Raw genomic sequence first — 18,777 nt, forward strand, 5'->3', positions numbered from 1 at the left:
CGCACCGCTATAGAATTTCCGCCCGCCGTGCTTCCATGCGCGGCGGGCTCAACTGTAAAGGGAAAGCCATGTCGGTCGATACCGCAACCGTGGCGAAGATCGCCAGCCTCGCGCGCATCAAGGTGAGCGAGCAGGAACTTGAGGCCATGGTGCCCGAGTTGAACGGCATTCTCGCCTGGGTGGAGCAACTCGGGCAGGTCGACACCGACGGTGTCGAGCCGATGACCGCCGTGATCCCCAACACCCTGCGCCTGCGCGACGACGTGATCGACGCCGACCCGCTGACCGGCGGCGACAAGCGCGACGCGGTGCTGGCTAATGCGCCCGCCGCGCAGCACGGCTTCTTCGGCGTGCCCAAGGTGATTGAATAAGCCTTTGGATTATCCCGATCCTTCGACAAGCTCGCAGATGAGCGGAGTTGGGGGAGAGAGACTTTGAATCTATCCCCGCTCATGCTGAGCTTGTCGAAGCAAGCACGGGCAGCACACAAAATCTGGAATGCAGCATGACTGACATTACCGACCTTGGCGTAGCCGCCATCCGCGACGGCGTCGTCGCCGGAACTTTCTCCGCCGTCGAAGTGGCCGAGGCGTTTAACGCCAACGTCGCGGCGGCGCAGGACGCGCTGAACGCCTTCATCGTCGCCACCCCCGATCACGCGGTCGCCGCCGCCAAGGCCATCGACGCCAGGCGCGCCGCAGGCGAGGCACTCGGCCCCATGGGCGGCGTGCCGATCGGCATGAAGGACCTGTTCGCCACCAACGGCGTGCAGACCACCGCCGCCAGCCACATCCTCGAAGGTTTCGTGCCGCAGTACGAATCGACCGTCTCGCAGAAGTTGTGGGATGCGGGCGCGGGCCTGTTGGGCAAGCTCAACCTCGACCAGTTCGCGATGGGCTCCTCGAACGAGAGCAGCCACTTCGGCTCGGTCGTCTCGCCCTGGCGTCGCCCCGGCAGCAATGCGCCGCTGACGGCGGGCGGTTCCTCGGGCGGCTCCTCGGCGGCGATCGCGGCGCGGCTCGTGCCTGCCGCCACCGGCACAGACACCGGCGGCTCGATCCGCCAGCCCGCCGCCTACACCGGCACCACCGGCATCAAGCCGACTTACGGGCGCTGCTCGCGCTGGGGCGTGGTGGCTTATGCCAGCTCGCTCGATCAGGCGGGCGCGATGGCGCGCGACGTCACCGACTGCGCGATCATGCTGGAAAGCATGGCCGGGTTCGACCCCAAGGACGCGACCAGCCTGAACCTGCCGGTGCCGGACTGGACCGCCGCGCTCTCGGGCGACCTCAAGGGCAAGAAGGTCGGCATCCCGAAGGAATACCGCGTCGAGGGCATGCCCGCCGAGATCGAGGCGATCTGGGAGCAGGGCATCGCATGGCTCAAGGACGCGGGCGCCGAAGTGATCGAAGTCTCGCTGCCGCACACGCAGTACGCGCTGGCGACCTATTACATCATCGCGCCTGCCGAAGCCTCGTCGAACCTCGCCCGCTATGACGGCGTGCGCTACGGCCTGCGCGACCTGCCCGACGGCGCGGGCCTGCAGGACATGTACGCAGCCACCCGCGCCGACGGCTTCGGGGCCGAGGTCAAGCGCCGCATCCTGATCGGTACGTATGTGCTGTCGGCGGGCTTCTACGACGCCTATTATACGAAGGCGCAGAAGGTCCGCGCGCTGATCTCGCAGGATTTTGCCAAGGCCTTCGAGCAGGTCGACGTCCTCCTGACCCCGACCGCGCCGAGCGCTGCCTTTGCCCTTGGCGAAAGCAACGAAGACCCGATCGCGATGTACCTCAACGACGTGTTCACGGTCCCGGCCTCGCTGGCGGGCCTGCCTGCCATGTCGGTGCCGGCCGGCCTCGACGCGCAGGGGCTGCCGCTGGGCCTCCAGATCATCGGCCGCCCGCTGGACGAGCAGGGCGTGCTGAACGCAGGGCTAGCCATCGAAGGCCGCGCAGGCTTTGCGGCGAAGCCGGAGAAGTGGTGGTGATTGACGGTATTACCGTCAAAAGGTAATACTTGCGTCATGAAGCATGAGAGCAACCTCACCATCAAGGGGCAGGTCACGGTGCCCAAGGACATCCGCGATGCCCTTGGGTTGCTGCCGGGTCGCCCGGTGCGCTTCGAGATGGATGCGGACGGCAATGCTCGCATCCTTAAAGCGAATGATGCTGCTGAAATCGAGCGGCGCCGGGCAGATTTCAGGGAGCGATTGAAGAAGGCACAGGCCATCTTCAAGGCGAACGATACCATGCCCGGTGTTTCCGTGGACGAATACATGGCGATGATCCGTGAACCGATCCAGCCGTTCGAAATGGACCCGAACTTCAAGTTGAACCCGGATTCGTGATCCTCGTAGACAGCAATATTCTGATCGATGCGATCGAGCCGCATTCGCCGTTTCACGATTGGTCGTCCGGCCAGTTGATGGACGCGGTGGAAGAAGGCGCATTCATCAATCCGATCGTGGTGGGGGAGATCGCACCTCGCTTTTCCGCTTTCCCCGATCTGGTCGAAGTGCTCGATGGTTTTGCTCTGCCGGTGAAGGACATCAGCCTGCAGGTGTCGTGGGCGGCCGGACGCGCGCATCTGGCTTGGATCCGCAATGGTGGACGCCGTGGCTCGCTTCTGCCCGATCTCCTGATCGGGGCGCATGCCATCGTCGAGCAGGCCAGCATTCTGACGCGCGATCCGCGTCGATTTCGCACTTATTTTCCCGAATTGAACCTCATTCTGCCGGAACAGACCGATGACTGAATCAACCTATCGCATCCAGGGCGCCACCGGGGACTGGGAGGTCGTGATCGGCCTTGAAGTCCATGCGCAGGTCACGTCCAATTCCAAGCTGTTCTCCGGCTCGGCGACGGCGTTCGGCGCGGAGCCGAACACGCAGGTTTCGTTGATCGATGCCGCGATGCCGGGCATGCTGCCCGTGCCGAACCGCGAGTGCATCCGTCAGGCTGTGCGCACCGGCATGGCGATCGACGCGCAGATCAACAAGTGGTCGCGCTTCGATCGCAAGAACTACTTCTACGCCGATCTTCCGCAGGGCTACCAGATCAGCCAGCTCTACCACCCGCTCGTCGGCGAAGGCTCGCTGACGATCGAGGCGGACGAGAAGGCGGGTATCCCCGAGGACAAGGTCATCGGCATCGAGCGCATCCACGTCGAGCAGGATGCGGGCAAGCTGATGCACGATCAGCACCCGACGATGTCCTATGTCGACCTCAACCGGTCAGGCGTGGCGCTGATGGAGATCGTCAGCCGACCGGACATGCGCTCGCCTGCGGAGGCCGGGGCCTATGTCGCCAAGCTGCGCACGATCCTGCGCTATGTCGGCTCGTGCGACGGCAACATGGACCAGGGCTCGATGCGCTGCGACGTCAACGTCTCGGTGCGCAAGCCCGGTGACGAGTTCGGCACCCGTACCGAGACCAAGAACGTCAACTCGGTGCGCTTCGTCATGCAGACGATCGAGCACGAGGCGAACCGCCAGGTCGATGTGATCGAGGGCGGCGGCAAGATCGTGCAGGAAACCCGCCTGTTCGATCCGAACAGCGGCACCACCCGCTCGATGCGCTCGAAGGAAGACGCGCACGACTATCGCTACTTCCCCGATCCCGACCTGCTGCCGCTGGAACTGGACGATGCGTTCCTGGAGGCGTGCCGCGCCTCGCTGCCCGAACTGCCGGACGCCAAGCGCGCGCGCTATGAAGGCGAACTGGGGCTTTCGGCCTACAACGCCGCGGTGCTGACCACCGACGTCGACACGTTCCAGTGGTTCGAGGCGCTGCTGGCCGAGACCGCTTCGGCGCAGGGCAAGGCGCCCGCCGAAGTCGCCAAGCAGGCGGCGAACTGGCTGATCTCGGAATTCTTCGGTGCGCTCAACAAGCTGGGCAAGAGCCTCGAGGATTCGCCGGTCAGCCATGCGCAGGCCGCCGAACTGCTGGCGCTGGTCGGCAAGGGCACGATCTCCGGCTCGATCGCCAAGCAGGTGCTGGAGATCATGCTGGAGACCGGCGACGGCGCGGGCGTCATCGTCGAGCGCGAGGGGCTCAAGCAGGAATCGGACACCGGCGCCATCGAGGCCAAGGTCGACGAGATCCTCGCCGCCAATGCCGACAAGGTTGCGCAGTACCGCGAGGGCAAGGTCGCGCTGTTCGGCTTCTTCGTCGGCCAGACGATGAAGGCGATGCAGGGCAAGGCCAACCCGCAGGTCGTCAACGAGATCTTGAAGGCGAAGCTCGGCTGACGCTTAACAAGCCTCACGAAAAAGCCGCCGTGCCGTTTCTTCGGTCCGGCGGCTTTTTTGTGTCCGCTGTGCAACTCTTGTTGTCCCGGGAAGGGACTGTTCGCAATAATCCGCTTGTATTCGCAATTCGCGGTGCTATCGATTGCGCGAAGACCGGGGGGGTCTTTCCAACAATTTCGCGCTGGCGTGCCTAAGGGGCATCGTCCGCGCATTCGGCGAAGCGGGGCATCTGGCTCCGCGCGCTGCACGAGCTCACCTGGGGGGGTGAGGGGGCCCGGCATTGCGCCACAGTGGAGCGCGCGGTGTCGGGCCTTTGCAGTTTTCCGGAAGTATTCGCACCCATCTTCGTCATTGCGAGCACAGCGAAGCAATCCAAGGCCGCGTAAACTGCCCTGGATTGCTTCGCTGTGCTCGCAATGACGAGGGGAAAGTAGGGGACGAGTGTGGTCTGATAGCTCAGCCCGCGCGCCGCGTTCCCGTCAGTTCCATCGCGCCGAACATCCCGGCTTTCACCGTGCCGGTCAGCGCATCGCCCTCGACCGTCGCGGAACAGTCGAGGTCCATCGGCATCGGCACGGTCATCTTCATCGACCACGTCAGGGTCTGCCCGGCAATGCGGCCGTTGGTCACGACCATGCTGCCAAGGTCGCCGGTGATGTTCCCGGAGAAGCTGTCGCCTGCTCCGGGCTCGATGGTGAGGACGCCCTTCTGGCGGCCCAGCGGGGTATTGGTGACGCAGTCGTACGTGCCGGCAACGGTCATTCGGAAGCTCCTTCGCTCTCGTTCTCGCCCGCGACGCTGGGTGCGGGGCGGACCTCTACGGGCAAACCCAGGGCCTTGAGCTGCGGTTCCACGATCTTGCGGTCGCCGACGATCACCCAAGTCAGGTCGGCGGGCTGAAGATACTGCGCCGCCGCGCCGCCGATCCGCTTCGCGTCGATGCCGCGATAGGTCTGCGCGAGCTTCACATAGTAATCCTCGGGCCGTCCCAGCCGGTCGTTCTTGACGATGGCGGCGAGCACTTGCGCATTCGTCTCGAAGTCGTTGGGCAAGCTGCGGATCGCGCCGTCGGTGACGCGCTGGTACTCCTCGGCCGAGATCGGCTGCTTCGTCGGCAGGGCGCTCATGTCGGCGATGATGGCGCGGATCGAATCGCCCGTGCGGTCGGCCTGCACGGGTGCCATGACCTGCATCGTCACCGGCCCCGTCGCCTGGCTGATGCCCGAGCGTACGCCGTAGCTCCAGCCCTTTTCCTCGCGAATGTCGAGGTTCAGGCGCGAGAGGAAGCCGTTGCCGACGACGTCGTTCGCCAGCATCAGCGATTCCTCGTTCGGCGTGCGGCCGGTCAGCGGCAGCACCCGCCCGGCGAGGATCACCGACTGCGGCGAGTTCGGCCGGTCGATCAGCACTACGCGCGATGCGGGTGCGGGCGTCGCGGTGTCGAGCGATTTCACCGGCTTGGGTGCGGCCGGGGCCTTCCAGCCGCCGAACGCCTTTTCCAGCAGCGGCTTGAGCTGCTCCATGGTCACGTCGCCGACCACGGTGATCCGCGCGAGGTCGGGGCGCAGCCACTTGGCGTGGGCGGCGCGCAGCGCCTCGGGCGTGAGGGCGGCGAGCGCGGTATCGCTGCCGAGGCCGTCGCCGGGCTGGGCATAAGGATGGGTGCCGAAGAGTTCGCCGCTCATCGTACGCGAGGCCAGCGCGCTCGGCGTCGATTGGGCCTGCGCCAGTTCGGCCTGCGCCTGTCCGCGCGCGCGGTCGAAGTCGGCCTGCGCGAAAGCCGGATGCAGCAGCACGTCGGAGGCCAGAGCCAGCGAGGGCGCGAGATTGTCGCTCAGTGCGCTCAGCGTCAGGCTGCTGGTGTCGAGGCTGGCACCGGTGCCGATCGAGGCGCCGAGGCGCTCCTGTTCCTCGGCGATCTGGGTGGCGTTGCGGGTCTTGGTGCCTTCCTCGAGCATGCCGAGCATCAGCCCCTGCGTGCCCGGCGTGTCGAGCGCATCGGCCGCGTACCCGGCGTCGAAGTCGATCGACAGGACCAGCTTGGGCACCGTGGTCCGCCGCGCCAGCGTGACGGGGATGCCGTTCGAGAGCGTGGTGCGCTCGATCGCCGGGAAGGCGAGGGCGCTGACCGGCGCGACCGGCGGCGCGGTGCGCCTGGGCGCGGGGGCGAGCTTCGCGGCCTTGGCGGTCTTGCCTGCCGCTGCGGGCGGATTGGCGGCTTCGTCACCCCAGCCGCCCATCTTCGCGCCGTCCTCGGTGCGCGCGCCCGGCACCACGGCGATCTTGTAGACCGGGCGGCCGAGCCACCTGGCCATCGCGGTGCGCACGGCGTCGGGCGTCAGCGCGGCGATGGCCTGGAGGTCCGCCTTGTACTTGGCCGGATCGTTCGAATAGACCTGCCCTTCGGCCAGGGTCGCGCCCTTGCCGGAGAAGCCGCCGACCTGTTCAAGTCCGCCGATCTCGCTCGACAGGATGGAGGTGACGGCGCGGCGCACTTCGTCCTCGCTCGGCCCCTTGGCGACGAAATCGGCGATGACCTTGTCGAGCGCGGCTTCGGCCTTGGCGCGCTGGACGCCGGGCTTCACGTCCATCGAGGCGTCGAGGAAGCTGGCCTGCTCGAACGTCTGGGCAGAGGCGGTGACGGAGACGGCAAGCTGCTGCCCGCGCACCAGTTCGTTGTCCAGCCGCGAACTGGCAAGGCCGCCGAGGATGTGCATGCCGATGCGCAGCGCGGGGGCGTCCGCATCGTTGAGCCCGGGGCCGCTCCAGTCGCGGCTGAGGCGCAGGGTCGGCACCTGGTCGGTCAGATCGCGCGAGATCGGCGCGGGCAGGGTGACCGGCCCGGCCGCGACGGGGGCGACTTCAGGCCCCTTCGGGATCGCGCCGAACCACTTCTCGACCTTGGGTTTCGCGGTCGCCGCGTCGATGTCGCCCGAGAGGACGAGGACGACGTTGTTGGGGCCGTAATGGTCGGTGAACCACTTGCGCACGTCGGTCAGGCTGGCGGCGTCTAGGTCGGCCATCGAGCCGATCGTCGAGTGGTGATAGGGGTGGCCGACCGGGAACAGGCCCTCGGCCACCGCATATTCGGCGAGGCCGTAGGGCTGGTTGTCGCCCTGCCGCTTCTCGTTCTGGACGACGCCGCGCTGCTTGTTGAGCTTGTCCTGCGTGACGGCCGGGAGCAGCGCCCCCATGCGGTCGCTCTCCATGAACAGCGCAAGGTCGAGCGCGCCGGTCGGCACCGTCTCGATGTAGTTGGTGCGATCGTACCAGGTGGAGCCGTTGGTCGAGGTGGACCCGGCCGCTTCCAGCGGAATGTCGAAGTTGGGCACGTTGGATGAGCCGCCGAAGAACAGGTGCTCGTACAAGTGCGCGAAGCCGGTCTTGCCGCGCGGCTCGTTCTTGGAGCCGACCTTGTAGTAGAGCGTGACGCCCACGATCGGCGCCTTGCGGTCGGTGTGGACGATGGTGGTGAGGCCGTTGGCGAGGACGAACTTGTCGTAGGGGATGTCGACCTTCGCGACCAGTTCCTGCGGCGATGCGGCGGCGGGCCTAGGCGGTGCGGCCTCCGGTGCAGGCGGCGCCGTCGGCGTGCTGGCGACAGGCGTGCCGGAGGGGGCGGCAGCGCAGGCGGAGAGGAGGAGGGCGGCGGCGAGAGCGCTCAGGCTCGACGTGGATACGGATCGCATGAGCGGGAGGTTAGCAGCTTGTTTCGGCGTGGCCAGCGGCAAACGTTAAACGATATGTTCGCCCATAATTTCGTCATTGCGAGCGAAGCGAAGCAATCCGGGGCAGGTCTACGCCGCCCTGGATTGCTTCGCTTCGCTCGCAATGACGAGGCGGGAAATTTACCCCCGCTTGAAGATCTGCCCCGAATCGAACAGCGAGATTCGCCATTCGCCATCGGCATCGCGGCGGCATTCCATCTTCACGTCGGCCACCGCGAGCGGGTCGCAGTACTTGTCGAAAGGCCCGTCGCCCAGCGCCGCGAAGAACACCAGCAGGTAGCCGACTTTCGCATGGTCCTCGCCCTCGAAACCGACCCGCAGCGAGGTGATGATATGCCGCATGGTCATGAGGCCCGCGCCCGCCTTCATGGTCTCGGCGCGGCCCTTGTAGAACGCCTCGACCGCCGCCAGCCCCTCGCGCCACTGGCCGCCGACGTTGTAGCGGACATCCTCGGCGAGGCAGTCGGTCTTGCGCATCTTCAGGCCGTTGTGGATGTCGAGTTCGTCGCCCCACTCGTAGATCACCTGCTTGATCGCGAGGACGTCTGCCGCCTGCTGGGGTGTGAATTTCGCCATTGAGCCTCTTCCCGTGGGGTTATCGCGCGAAGGCTAGGGCAGGGCTTCGGGCGGGGCTAGGCCGGCGGGTGCTTTACCGCCCCGGCGAAACGCCCTCTGGCAAAACGGCAACGGGCACCCATCTTTGCCTCGGCAGCCGGCTCCGGCCTGCTCCTGTTGCGCCCGATCAACGACTTCGGGCATTTCACCGACTAAGGAAAAATTCGGGCGCCCAGCCCTTGTGTTGCATATAAGCAACACCATATGAGCGGGATCAGGAGGCACATTCCACAATGAATCTCGAAAAGTTCACTGACCGCGCCAAGGGTTTCCTGCAGGCCGCGCAGACCGTCGCGATCCGCCTGAACCACCAGCGCATCGCGCCCGAGCATATCCTCAAGGCCCTGCTCGACGATCCCGAAGGCATGGCCGCCGGGCTCATCAAGCGCGCCGGTGGCAACCCGGTGTTCGCGACGCAGGAACTCGACAAGGCGCTGGCGAAAATCCCCGCCGTTTCGGGCAGCGGCGCGGCCGGTTCGCCGGGTCTGGACAACGACGCCGTGCGTGTGCTGGACGCCGCCGAGCAGGCTGCGACCAAGGCGGGCGACAGCTTCGTTACCGTCGAGCGGCTGCTGCTGGGCCTCGTGCTGGCGACGACCACGGCGGCGGGCCAGGCGCTCAAGGCGGGCAATGTCACGGCGCAGGCACTCGAAGCCGCGATCACCGAACTGCGCGGCGGCCGCACCGCCGACAGCGCGGGCGCGGAGAACGCCTACGATGCGATGAAGAAGTACGCCCGCGATCTCACGCAGGCGGCGAAGGACGGCAAGCTCGACCCGGTCATCGGCCGCGACGAGGAGATCCGCCGCACCATCCAGATCCTCGCGCGGCGCACCAAGAACAACCCCGTGCTGATCGGCGACCCCGGCGTCGGCAAGACCGCCATCGCCGAGGGGCTCGCGCTGCGCATCGCCAATGGCGACGTGCCCGACAGCCTCAAGGACCGCAGCCTGATGTCGCTCGACATGGGCTCGCTGATCGCGGGCGCCAAGTACCGCGGCGAGTTCGAGGAGCGCCTGAAGGCCGTACTCGACGAGGTGAAGGGCGCTGACGGCCAGATCATCCTGTTCATCGACGAGATGCACACGCTGATCGGCGCGGGCGCTTCCGAAGGCTCGATGGATGCGGGCAATCTGCTCAAGCCCGCGCTGGCGCGGGGCGAACTGCACTGCATCGGCGCGACCACGCTCGACGAGTACCAGAAGTACGTCGAGAAGGACGCCGCCCTGCAGCGCCGCTTCCAGCCCGTGTTCGTGGGCGAGCCGACGGTCGAGGACACGATCTCGATCCTGCGCGGGCTCAAGGAAAAGTACGAGCTGCACCACGGCGTGCGGATCACCGACGGCGCGATCGTGGCGGCGGCGACGCTGTCCAACCGCTACATCACCAACCGCTTCCTGCCCGACAAGGCGATCGACCTCATGGACGAGGCCGCCAGCCGCATCCGCATGGAAGTGGAAAGCAAGCCCGAGGAGATCGAGAAGCTCGACCGCCGCATCGTCCAGCTCAAGATCGAGGAAATGGCGCTCGGCAAGGAGAGCGATTCCGCGTCGAAGGACCGGCTTGCCGCGCTGCGCGTGGAACTCAGCAACCTCGAACAGCAGTCGAGCGAACTGACCACCCGCTGGCAGAACGAGCGCGACAAGATCGCGGCGGAAGGCAAGCTCAAGGAACAGCTCGACGCCGCGCGCATCGAACTGGAGCAGGCCCAGCGTGGCGGCGACTACGCCAAGGCGGGCGAGTTGTCCTACTCGACGATCCCCGCGCTGGAGGCGAAGCTGGTCGAGGCGCAAGTCTCCGCCGGGAACGCCCTGCTGCGCGAGGAAGTGACCGAGGACGACATCGCCGGCGTCGTCAGCCGCTGGACCGGGGTTCCGGTCGACCGCATGCTGGAAGGCGAGCGCGAGAAGCTGCTCAAGATGGAGCAGATCATCGGCGGCCGCGTGATCGGCCAGACCGATGCCGTCGCCGCCGTCTCCAAGGCGGTGCGGCGCGCGCGCGCTGGCCTGCAGGACCCGAACCGGCCGCTCGGCTCGTTCCTGTTCCTCGGCCCCACGGGCGTCGGCAAGACCGAGTTGACCAAGGCGCTGGCGGGCTTCCTGTTCGATGACGACACAGCGATGGTGCGCATCGACATGTCGGAGTTCATGGAGAAGCACGCGGTCGCCCGCCTGATCGGCGCGCCTCCGGGCTATGTCGGCTACGAGGAAGGCGGCGTGCTGACCGAGGCGGTACGGCGACGGCCCTATCAGGTCGTGCTGTTCGACGAGGTGGAGAAGGCGCATTCCGACGTCTTCAACGTGCTGCTGCAGGTGCTCGACGACGGGCGCCTGACCGACGGGCAGGGCCGTGTGGTGGACTTCACCAACACGCTCATCATCCTGACCAGCAACCTCGGCAGCCAGTACCTTGCCGGGCTTGACGAGGGCGTGGACGTCTCCACCGTGGAGCCGCAGGTGATGGAAGTGGTGCGCGGGCATTTCCGGCCCGAGTTCCTCAACCGTCTCGACGAGATCGTGCTGTTCCACCGGCTGGGCCAGGAGCACATGGCGCCGATCGTCGATATCCAGGTGGCCCGCGTGCAGAAGCTGCTCAAGGACCGCAAGATCGTGCTCGACCTGTCGGACGCGGCGAAGCGGTGGCTGGGGCGTGTCGGCTACGACCCGGTCTACGGCGCGCGGCCATTGAAGCGCGCGGTGCAGCGCTACCTGCAGGACCCGCTGGCGGAGAAACTGCTGGCGGGCGAGGTGCCCGACGGCTCGCACGTCCATATCGAGGACGGCGACGGCGCGCTGGCGATCACCGTAGAGTGATGCCCATCCTCCCCGTCGCGGTGCGGCGGGGAGGATTATGAGCGGGCAATGACCTTAAATTGGATCGTCATTGCGAGCGAAGCGAAGCAACCCAGGGCGGTCTTGAACTGCCCTGGGTTGCTTCGCTTCGCTCGCAATGACGAGGGATATTACGATCCGAAGTCATCGCGTTCCCAGTATCAGTAATACCCGAGAAGCGCGCGAAGCCCGGGGGCGTTGAAGTCGACAAGCGCCTTCTGCTGCGCGTTCAATTCGTCGGGAATCTCGGCGGCGGCATTGAGGTTCTCGCGCGCGGTGCCGCTTTGCTTGCGGTCGGCGCCGATGCGGACCCGCTCGCGCCAGTCCTCGGGCACTTTCGCGAGGCCAGCCGCGTCGAACAAGCCCATGAAGAAGGCCTCGGCACGGCGGCTGTCGAGATCCTTCACCGCCTCGACCATGTCCTCGTAACGGATCACGGTGGTATCGCGCCCCATCCAGCCGAGTGCGTTGAACATGTACATGTCCTTGAGGCCCATCGATTTCTGGTGGATGCCGGTGATCATCAGGTTGATCAGGGCATCGACGCTCAGCCCCTCGTCCTTCACCAGCACGGCATTGTCGCCGAACTGTTCGGAAACGAAGAAGCGCGCGCGGGCCAGCACCCAGGTGTAGGGATCGCGCACCAGGATGATCTTGCGCGCGGGCGCGGCTTCCACCGCCGAGGCGTCGGAGAACAGCAGGTGCCCCCAACTCAACATATTACGCGAGGCGTCGAAGGCGCCGAGGTGGTCGAACAGGTTGCCCCACTGGATGAACGTCGCCTTGTAGTGGTCGGCAACGGGCACGAACATGCGCATGACATTGCGCAGCAGATGCGTGCCGGACTTCGGCACGGAATTGAGGAACAGCGGGCGAGGGAGCGCGACCTGCTCGAAGCGAGCGTTCTCTTCGTCGAGGGTATCGGGCTTGAGGCGGATGCGGGTCATCGGATGCCTGTGCTGTGGGATCGGAAGGACAGATAAAGCACAGGGGCGGGGAGCCGTCACTCCACCGCCCCCGTCGAAAGGTTGGTCGGGGCGCGCATGCGCGCCCCGACTGGGGAAACCCTCAGTACTTGGCCTTCACGCTCGCGAAGAAGCGGCGGCCGACCATGTCGTACTGCGAGTAGAACACGCCGTTGCCCAGGATGTCGGCACCGTTGCCGCCGACCACGGAAATGCGCGGCGGCTTGGCGTTGGTGAAGTTGGTGACGCCCAGGGTGAAGGCATATTTGTCCTCGTCGAGGTTCCAGGTCACCGATGCGTTGTGCTGGAACCACGCCGGGGTCGTCAGCCTGACGCAGCGGCCGTCCGGATAGGCGGTGCTGGTGTCGCAGATCGAGCCGCCGTCATCCAGAAAGTCCGGACGGTTATCGGTGCCGCCGATCATCGTCAGGCCATAGAAGAAGCTGACGTTGCTCCAGTCGAGGATCGCCTTGAAGTCGCCGGTCCACTTGGGATCGCCCGCTTCGCCGTTCGAGCTTTCGTAGAGGCCGCTGAACAGCGCGGTGGTATCCTTGAGCTGCCAGGTGATCTCGCTCTGCAGCGTCAGCTTCACGTCGGGCGTGAACTCGTGCGTGATGCGCAGCGTGGCGTCGATGCCCCGGTTGCGCTGGCTGTTCACGTTGATGAAGCTGTCGCGCACCGTGTTCACGTTCGAACCGTTGCCCTGCGAACCCGGAACGTCGTCGTTACGGGTGAAGTACGAGCACAGCGGATCGGTCGGATAGAAGTCCGAGTTGTAGCACTGCGACAGGATGTTTCCGGCGCCGAGCTGCGCGATCTCGCCGTTGACCTCGATGTCGAAGTAATCGACTGCAAGGCTGAAACGGGTATCGGGCAGGAAGCTGAAGCGCGGGGTCAGTATGACGCTGCCGGTGAAGGCCTTCGAGGTTTCCGGCTTGAGCAGGCCGATGCCGCCGCCGGTCACGATGGTCGCGCCCGTGCCCGCACCGGTGTAGTTCGCCGCGACGCCATCGGCCGCACAGTTGTCCGCGAACTGCTGCGAAATCGCGCCGTCAGCCAGTTTCGTGCCCCACTGGATGCAGGGGTCAATCTGGCGCTGGCTGAGGAACGAGGTCTGGTCGGCCAGGAACTGCTCGAACAGCGCCGGCGCGCGGAACGAAGTGCCGTAGGTGCTGCGCAGGCGCAGCCAGTCGTTGACCTGCCAGTTGAGGCCCAGTTTGTAGGTCCAGTTGCCGTTGTCGCTGTCGGAGAAGCCATCCGAAGACCGGATCGCCTTGACGTTGGTGACGCGCGCCGCGCCCGAGAATTCCAGGTTCTTGAAGAACGGAATGTCGGCGAGGATCGGGATGCGAACTTCGCCGAAGGCTTCGGTCGTCTGGGTCTTGCCGGCGGTGATACCCGCGCCGGTGCTGCCCCAGGCATTGTCGGCCAGCGTGATCGCGCCGGGCGTGTCGTTGATGCGGTCCTCGCGGTACGTCGCGCCGATCGCGATGCCGACCGGCCCGGCGGGCAGGGTAAGCAGTTCGGGGTTGGTGACGATCGCCTCGACGTACTTCTGCGTATAGGTGGTCTTGCCTTCCTCCCAGTCGGACAGGAAGTTGACTTCCTCGGGCGTCAATTCGCCGGCGAGGAAGTAAGGATCGTACCAGCGCACGTCCACGCATTGCTTGCCGCCGATCGGGGTGACCGGGTTGCCCATGTCGGCGCAAGTCGCATCGCGGCTGTCGCCGTAGGGATAGGCCATCGAGTCGGCGAGAATCTGCTGCGAACGGTAGATGCCCTTCGACTTCGAGTACTGGCCGTAGACGTCGTAGCTGAAGCCCTTGCCGATGTCTCCGCGCACGCCGAACAGGCCGCGGTAGTAGTCCACCCGCTGCGAGTTGTCGGAAAGGTTGGTGTAGCCGGTCGGGCTGAACAGTGCGGCGCCGCCCCAGCCTTGCGCCAGCGGGTTGCCCGCGAAGCCGCCTTCGTTGCCATCGGCATCGACATAGTCGAAGTATTCGCCGTAACCGAACTGCCAGATCTGGCGCGAGCCGTTCTGGTAGGTCTTGCGGCGGTTGAACAGGAACTCGCCGTAGACTTCGACCGCGTCGCTGACCTTGAAGGCACCGTCGGCATAGAGCGTGTAGCGCTCTGTCTGCGGGATGACGGTGTCCTGGTTGACGTAGGGGTGGTAGCTGTTCTGGACCGCGATCGATGCGGGATCGTAGCCGACGGGATACCAGCCCTCGGGGACGGCGATCTGGCCGGCGGTGGTGCGCGGTCCGATGCCGGGGATGTAGCGGCCCAGGTTGCTGCCCGGGTAATTGTACTGGAACAGCGTCACGTCGCCGACGCCCTGGCTTCCGGGGATGTTGGAGCCGTTGGGCGAGTAGTAGTAGCTGTAGTCGTAAGTCCAGACCTGGCCCCAGGGCAGGCCGCCGCAGCGATACTCGCCGGTGCGCGGATCGACGAGGTCGGCGCGGGTCTTATGGCTCTCGTCGGTGAAGACGTAGTCTTCCTCGCATTGCAGGTACTTGCGCTGTCCGCGCGCAAGTTCCTTGCGCTTGTAGTAGTCACCCGCGAGCAGGATGTGGCCGCGATCCCACGATTTGCCCCAGGTGAGCGAGCCGTTGTATTCCTCGCCGCCGCTGCGGGTGGGGACCGAGGTGAAGCCGTTGGCCTCGATGCCGTTGGTGTCGGTCTTGGTGATCAGGTTGACCACGCCCGCGACGGCGTCCGACCCGTAGATCGACGAGGCGCCGTCCTTCAGGATGTCGACGCGCTCCATGATCGAGGAGGGCAGCACGTTGAGGTCGAACGATGACACGCCGCCGCGCGTACCGGCGGGACCGGCACGGCGACCGTTGAGCAGGACCAGCGTGCGCTCGGCACCCAGGCCGCGCAGCGAGATCGTCTGGGCGCCGGAACCGCCGTTGGTCACGAAGTTCGACGAGATCGCCGAGGTGATCTGAGAGGAACCGCTGGCGATCGGCGAGCCCTGGATCATCGCGGCCGTATCGATGAGGCCCATCTTCTTCGACAGTTCGGGATCGACGATGGAGATCGGTGAAGGGCTACGGAACACATCGCCGCCCTTGATGCGCGAACCGGTGACCATGATGGTCCCTTCGTCGGCTGGCGGCGGGGTGTTGGGCGCCCTGAGATCCGGCGAGACCGGCGCGGTCTGCTCGGGCGCGGGGTCGCTGTCCTGTGCGAAGGCCGTGAACGGGGTGAGAAGTGCAATGGCTGGAAGGAACGCGGCACTGCGAAGCAGTCCGCCCTTGGTCCTGATCATGGTGTGTCCCCTGTATGCGTCTGCGGGCTCTGCCTGCCCGCGACCCGGCCGGAAATCCGGGTCATGGCCCCATCCTGCCCGGGCCGTTCGCGACTGCAACAAGGAACTGAAATGTTAGTGAAATAAATGCGTAATGGGTTGTAACATTACAACAGTTAGCGACCTTTAGTTGTCGATGGACGCATCATGTGTGTGCAAGTGTACATATCTTGTTTGGTGTGACGATGCGTGGTGCAAAAGAAAAGGGGCGGTCTCTTGCGAGACCGCCCCCCATCCTTTGGTTGTAACGACTTGGCTTAGAAGTCGACCTTCGCGCCGACGCGGAGGTAACGGCCCATGAACAGGCGGTCCGACCATGCCGGGTTGAACTGGTACAGACCATAAGCCGCGTTCGGGTCGTACTTCGGCTTGGTGTCCAGGATGTTCAGGACGTCGAAGTACAGCTTGAACTTGTCGGCAACCTTGACTTCGCCGTGACCGTCGAAGTTCAGGATACCCTTCGAGTGGCACTGGACCGGATCGCCGTTGTCGTAGGTGACCAGCTGGCCGTTCTCGGCACTGGCGGCGCAATCCTTGTACACGCCGCCGGCATCGGCCGAGGTGCTGGAGTAGCCGCTGGTGTAGCTGGTGGTCAGGGTGAAGCTGGCCTTGTCGTTGAAGTCCAGCGTGTTCTGCCAGGTCAGACGGAAGCGCGGGGCACCCGAGCACGAGGTCAGGTTACAGCCGCCGAGCGAACCGTCGTAGCGCCACACCGAGCCGTCCTCGTTTTCCTGCTCCAGACGGATCAGGTACGAAGCGGTCGCCTTGGTGTGCAGCGACACGGTGTTGGTCAGGCCGAACTGGGCATCGGCCGAGAAGTCGATGCCGCTACCCTTCATCGAGTTGGCGTTCTTGAACGAGCTGATGATCTGGCCAAGCAGCGGCAGCGCGTTCGGGTTCTCCGGATCGGCCACGCCCGGGGTGACGGTCACGCCCGGAATGTTCACGACACCGTTGTTGGTGTAGTACTGCGTGTAGAGGTCTTCCGAGGCGCTTGCCGACGTGATGACGTTCCTGATCTTCGTGTGCCAGTAGTCAAGCGTCAGCGTGATGTTGCGCTTGGGCTGCAGCACGACGCCGAAGGTGTACGAGGTCGACTTTTCAGGCTTCAGTTCGGAGTTGCCCGACGACGTGATGCCCGGCGAGTACGTGCCCGCGTAATAGTTCGGGTTGCTGGCATGCGCTGCGCAGAACGCCGTGTAGATCGGGCTGTCGCAGTTGATCTGGGCGCTTGTGTAGCCGGTTGCCGGCAGCTGGAACGATTCGTTCAGGTTGGGTGCGCGGAAGCCCTTCGAGAAGGTACCACGAACCTTGATTTCCTCGATCGGCTTGAACTCGGCCTCGAACTTAGGCGAGAAGTTCTTCTGGCCGGTCGAGTAGTGGTCGTACGACCCGTCCGCCTTGAAGCGCAGCTGGTCGAGGACTGGGATCGAGATTTCGTAGGATGCCGACCAGATGTCGCGGTTGCCCTTCACGCCCACGGCGTTGATGCCGTAGTAGCGCTCGGTCGGATTGTCGTTGTTCGGCGCGTTCGAGCTCGGGTTGTTGATCGACTCGTAGCGATACTGGCCGGCAACGGCGATGTTCACGAAGCCGCCCGGCAGCTCGAACACGTCCTTGTTGAGCGTCGCGATGACTTGGGCCAGCTTCGAGGTCGCCCGCTTGTTCTGGTCGGGGAAGACGAGCTGATCAGCTTCAGCCGAGTTGGCCGAGGGATCGACGAAGTTGTAGGTGCCCTGGGCGATGGCGTCCATCAGGCCCTGGAGATAGATGTAGCCGGTGTTCTTGACGTCCAGCGTGACCTTCGAGGCGGTCGCACCGAGCGAGAAGTTCCAGCCGTCGCCAACGGTGCCGTTGACGCCGCCTGACAGACGGTAGGTCTTGGCGTCGGTGAAGGTTTCACGCGGCTTGTCGGGCAGGCCGATGAGACGGGCAAGCTGGCCGTTGGCCGCATAGGGGTTGTTCGGGTTGAGCGTGCCGTTCGAGGCATCGCAGCCCGATGCCGTCAGCACACCGCCGGTGATCGACGAAGTGCCGTTCGAGCAAACGTAGGTCGGCAGGTAGATCTGGCTGACGGTAACCTGCTCACCACCGGCCGCGGTCTGGCCGACCCAGCCCGCATTGCTGGTCGAGTTGGCCGTCTTCACGTTGTAATAGTTGAACATCGCGAAGGCTTCGGTCGACTGGAAGCCGTTGTAGCTGCCGTCGGCCTGGATGCCGTTGCGGATGCCGTTGGTGAGGCAGCCCTGTTCAGCGGTGCCGCAGATGCCGCTCTGGTCGGCAGTGCTCCACGGGCCGCTGCGGTCGCGCAGGTACAGCGAGTCGTTGTGCTGGTACTCGGCGGTGGCGTAGATGTTGAAGCCCTGGTCTTCCAGGTCGCCGTAGCCGTAGGTCGCGTTGATGCGCTGCTCGCCGCCGTCACCGCGCTGCGAGATGCCCATCGAACCGTCGAGGTGCAGGCCGGTGATCTGGCGCTTGGTGATCACGTTGACCACGCCGGCGATGGCGTCCGAGCCGTAAGTGGCCGAAGCGCCGTCAAGCAGGGTGTCGATGCGATCGACGACGGTGCCCGAGATGCTGTTGACGTCGACGATGTTGCGCTGGGTGTCGTCCGCCAGCGGGTAATACGCGGTGCGCATGCCGTCGAACAGCGTCAGGGTGTAGGCGTTGTTGAAGCCGCGCAGCGACGGTGCGGTCGCACCGGTGGTGAAGCCGAAGGCCGACCAGCTCGCGGGAATGGTGCCGGCGTTGTTTGCGGTCAGGGTCTGCAGTGCGTCGGCAACGGTGGTGATGCCGCGCTTGGTCAGGTCGTCCGAGGTCACCGAAACGACCGGCGAAGCGGTGGCCGCTGCCGGGTTGCGGGTGATCGAGCCGGTGACGATGATAACGTTATCGTCGCCGTTGTCGGCCGCCTGGGGTGCTGCGTCCTGCGCGTGCGCGGTGCCGCACAGCAGTGCGAAAGCCGTGAGGCTCGTCGCGCCGCGCAGTGCGGCCTTCTGAATTGTGGTTTTCACTTTTGTGTCCCTTGTTGCTTCGTTCAGCAGGCGAATGCGTGACCAAGTTCGCCTGA

Annotated in this window: 12 protein-coding genes; 6 read left to right on the forward strand and 6 right to left on the reverse strand. The window is 65.3% G+C overall.

Annotated elements, in window-relative coordinates:
- Positions 1–68 precede the first annotated feature (68 nt).
- The 5 genes from gatC to gatB all read left to right on the forward strand — a co-directional run bounded on the left by gatC (position 69) and on the right by gatB (position 4,252).
- Complete coding sequence (gatC, locus tag PKE80_RS24645; protein WP_008832562.1) at positions 69–371, forward strand: Asp-tRNA(Asn)/Glu-tRNA(Gln) amidotransferase subunit GatC; 303 nt, start codon at positions 69–71, stop codon at positions 369–371.
- Between the two features lie 134 nt (positions 372–505).
- Positions 506–1,990 (forward strand): Asp-tRNA(Asn)/Glu-tRNA(Gln) amidotransferase subunit GatA, encoded by a 1,485-nt coding sequence (gene gatA, locus PKE80_RS24650; protein ID WP_271184730.1) that lies wholly within the window; start codon positions 506–508, stop codon positions 1,988–1,990.
- Positions 1,991–2,026: 36 nt separating this feature from the next.
- The gene (locus PKE80_RS24655; protein ID WP_271184731.1) at positions 2,027–2,350 is read left to right on the forward strand and encodes an AbrB/MazE/SpoVT family DNA-binding domain-containing protein; all 324 of its coding nucleotides are present in this window, start codon (positions 2,027–2,029) and stop codon (positions 2,348–2,350) included.
- Positions 2,347–2,757, forward strand: a complete 411-nt coding sequence (locus tag PKE80_RS24660) for a type II toxin-antitoxin system VapC family toxin (RefSeq protein ID WP_271184732.1) — start codon at positions 2,347–2,349, stop codon at positions 2,755–2,757. Before PKE80_RS24655 ends, PKE80_RS24660 begins: the two co-directional genes overlap by 4 nt.
- Positions 2,750–4,252, forward strand: a complete 1,503-nt coding sequence (gatB, locus tag PKE80_RS24665) for an Asp-tRNA(Asn)/Glu-tRNA(Gln) amidotransferase subunit GatB (protein ID WP_271184733.1) — start codon at positions 2,750–2,752, stop codon at positions 4,250–4,252. The genes PKE80_RS24660 and gatB overlap by 8 nt, the downstream gene beginning before the upstream one ends.
- A 456-nt stretch (positions 4,253–4,708) precedes the next feature.
- On the opposite strand, the gene PKE80_RS24670 is transcribed toward gatB, so the two are convergent.
- The 3 genes from PKE80_RS24670 to PKE80_RS24680 all read right to left on the reverse strand — a co-directional run bounded on the left by PKE80_RS24670 (position 4,709) and on the right by PKE80_RS24680 (position 8,556).
- Positions 4,709–5,014, reverse strand: coding sequence for a hypothetical protein (locus PKE80_RS24670; protein WP_271184734.1), 306 nt, complete (start codon positions 5,012–5,014; stop codon positions 4,709–4,711).
- Positions 5,011–7,941, reverse strand: a complete 2,931-nt coding sequence (locus PKE80_RS24675) for a M16 family metallopeptidase (protein ID WP_271184735.1) — start codon at positions 7,939–7,941, stop codon at positions 5,011–5,013. The genes PKE80_RS24670 and PKE80_RS24675 overlap by 4 nt, the downstream gene beginning before the upstream one ends.
- 159 nt (positions 7,942–8,100) lie before the next feature.
- On the reverse strand, positions 8,101–8,556 hold the full coding sequence (locus PKE80_RS24680; protein WP_271184736.1) for a nuclear transport factor 2 family protein: 456 nt from the start codon (positions 8,554–8,556) through the stop codon (positions 8,101–8,103).
- A gap of 272 nt (positions 8,557–8,828) precedes the next feature.
- Here PKE80_RS24680 and clpB point away from each other — a divergent pair, with 272 nt between their 5' ends.
- The gene (clpB, locus tag PKE80_RS24685; RefSeq protein WP_271184737.1) at positions 8,829–11,408 is read left to right on the forward strand and encodes an ATP-dependent chaperone ClpB; all 2,580 of its coding nucleotides are present in this window, start codon (positions 8,829–8,831) and stop codon (positions 11,406–11,408) included.
- 179 nt (positions 11,409–11,587) lie between these two features.
- Here clpB and PKE80_RS24690 read toward each other — a convergent pair whose 3' ends face one another.
- The 3 genes from PKE80_RS24690 to PKE80_RS24700 form a co-directional block, all read right to left on the reverse strand.
- The gene (locus tag PKE80_RS24690; RefSeq protein ID WP_271184738.1) at positions 11,588–12,373 is read right to left on the reverse strand and encodes a hypothetical protein; all 786 of its coding nucleotides are present in this window, start codon (positions 12,371–12,373) and stop codon (positions 11,588–11,590) included.
- 121 nt (positions 12,374–12,494) lie between these two features.
- Complete coding sequence (locus PKE80_RS24695; protein ID WP_271184739.1) at positions 12,495–15,668, reverse strand: TonB-dependent receptor domain-containing protein; 3,174 nt, start codon at positions 15,666–15,668, stop codon at positions 12,495–12,497.
- Between the two features lie 296 nt (positions 15,669–15,964).
- Positions 15,965–18,721, reverse strand: coding sequence for a TonB-dependent receptor plug domain-containing protein (locus tag PKE80_RS24700; RefSeq protein WP_271184740.1), 2,757 nt, complete (start codon positions 18,719–18,721; stop codon positions 15,965–15,967).
- Positions 18,722–18,777 lie beyond the last annotated feature (56 nt).

This window comes from Novosphingobium resinovorum (genome assembly GCF_027922145.1).
In the GTDB taxonomy this organism is placed as follows: domain Bacteria; phylum Pseudomonadota; class Alphaproteobacteria; order Sphingomonadales; family Sphingomonadaceae; genus Novosphingobium; species Novosphingobium resinovorum.

What these genes read in the sequence shown, in the direction of transcription:
- PKE80_RS24690 (WP_271184738.1), bottom strand. Translation starts at nt 12,373, where the DNA reads ATGACCCGCATCCGCCTCAAGCCCGATACCCTCGACGAAGAGAACGCT.
- PKE80_RS24680 (WP_271184736.1), bottom strand. Translation starts at nt 8,556, where the DNA reads ATGGCGAAATTCACACCCCAGCAGGCGGCAGACGTCCTCGCGATCAAG.
- gatA (WP_271184730.1), top strand. Translation starts at nt 506, where the DNA reads ATGACTGACATTACCGACCTTGGCGTAGCCGCCATCCGCGACGGCGTC.
- PKE80_RS24675 (WP_271184735.1), bottom strand. Translation starts at nt 7,941, where the DNA reads ATGCGATCCGTATCCACGTCGAGCCTGAGCGCTCTCGCCGCCGCCCTC.
- gatB (WP_271184733.1), top strand. Translation starts at nt 2,750, where the DNA reads ATGACTGAATCAACCTATCGCATCCAGGGCGCCACCGGGGACTGGGAG.
- PKE80_RS24655 (WP_271184731.1), top strand. Translation starts at nt 2,027, where the DNA reads ATGAAGCATGAGAGCAACCTCACCATCAAGGGGCAGGTCACGGTGCCC.
- PKE80_RS24670 (WP_271184734.1), bottom strand. Translation starts at nt 5,014, where the DNA reads ATGACCGTTGCCGGCACGTACGACTGCGTCACCAATACCCCGCTGGGC.
- PKE80_RS24695 (WP_271184739.1), bottom strand. Translation starts at nt 15,668, where the DNA reads ATGATCAGGACCAAGGGCGGACTGCTTCGCAGTGCCGCGTTCCTTCCA.
- gatC (WP_008832562.1), top strand. Translation starts at nt 69, where the DNA reads ATGTCGGTCGATACCGCAACCGTGGCGAAGATCGCCAGCCTCGCGCGC.
- clpB (WP_271184737.1), top strand. Translation starts at nt 8,829, where the DNA reads ATGAATCTCGAAAAGTTCACTGACCGCGCCAAGGGTTTCCTGCAGGCC.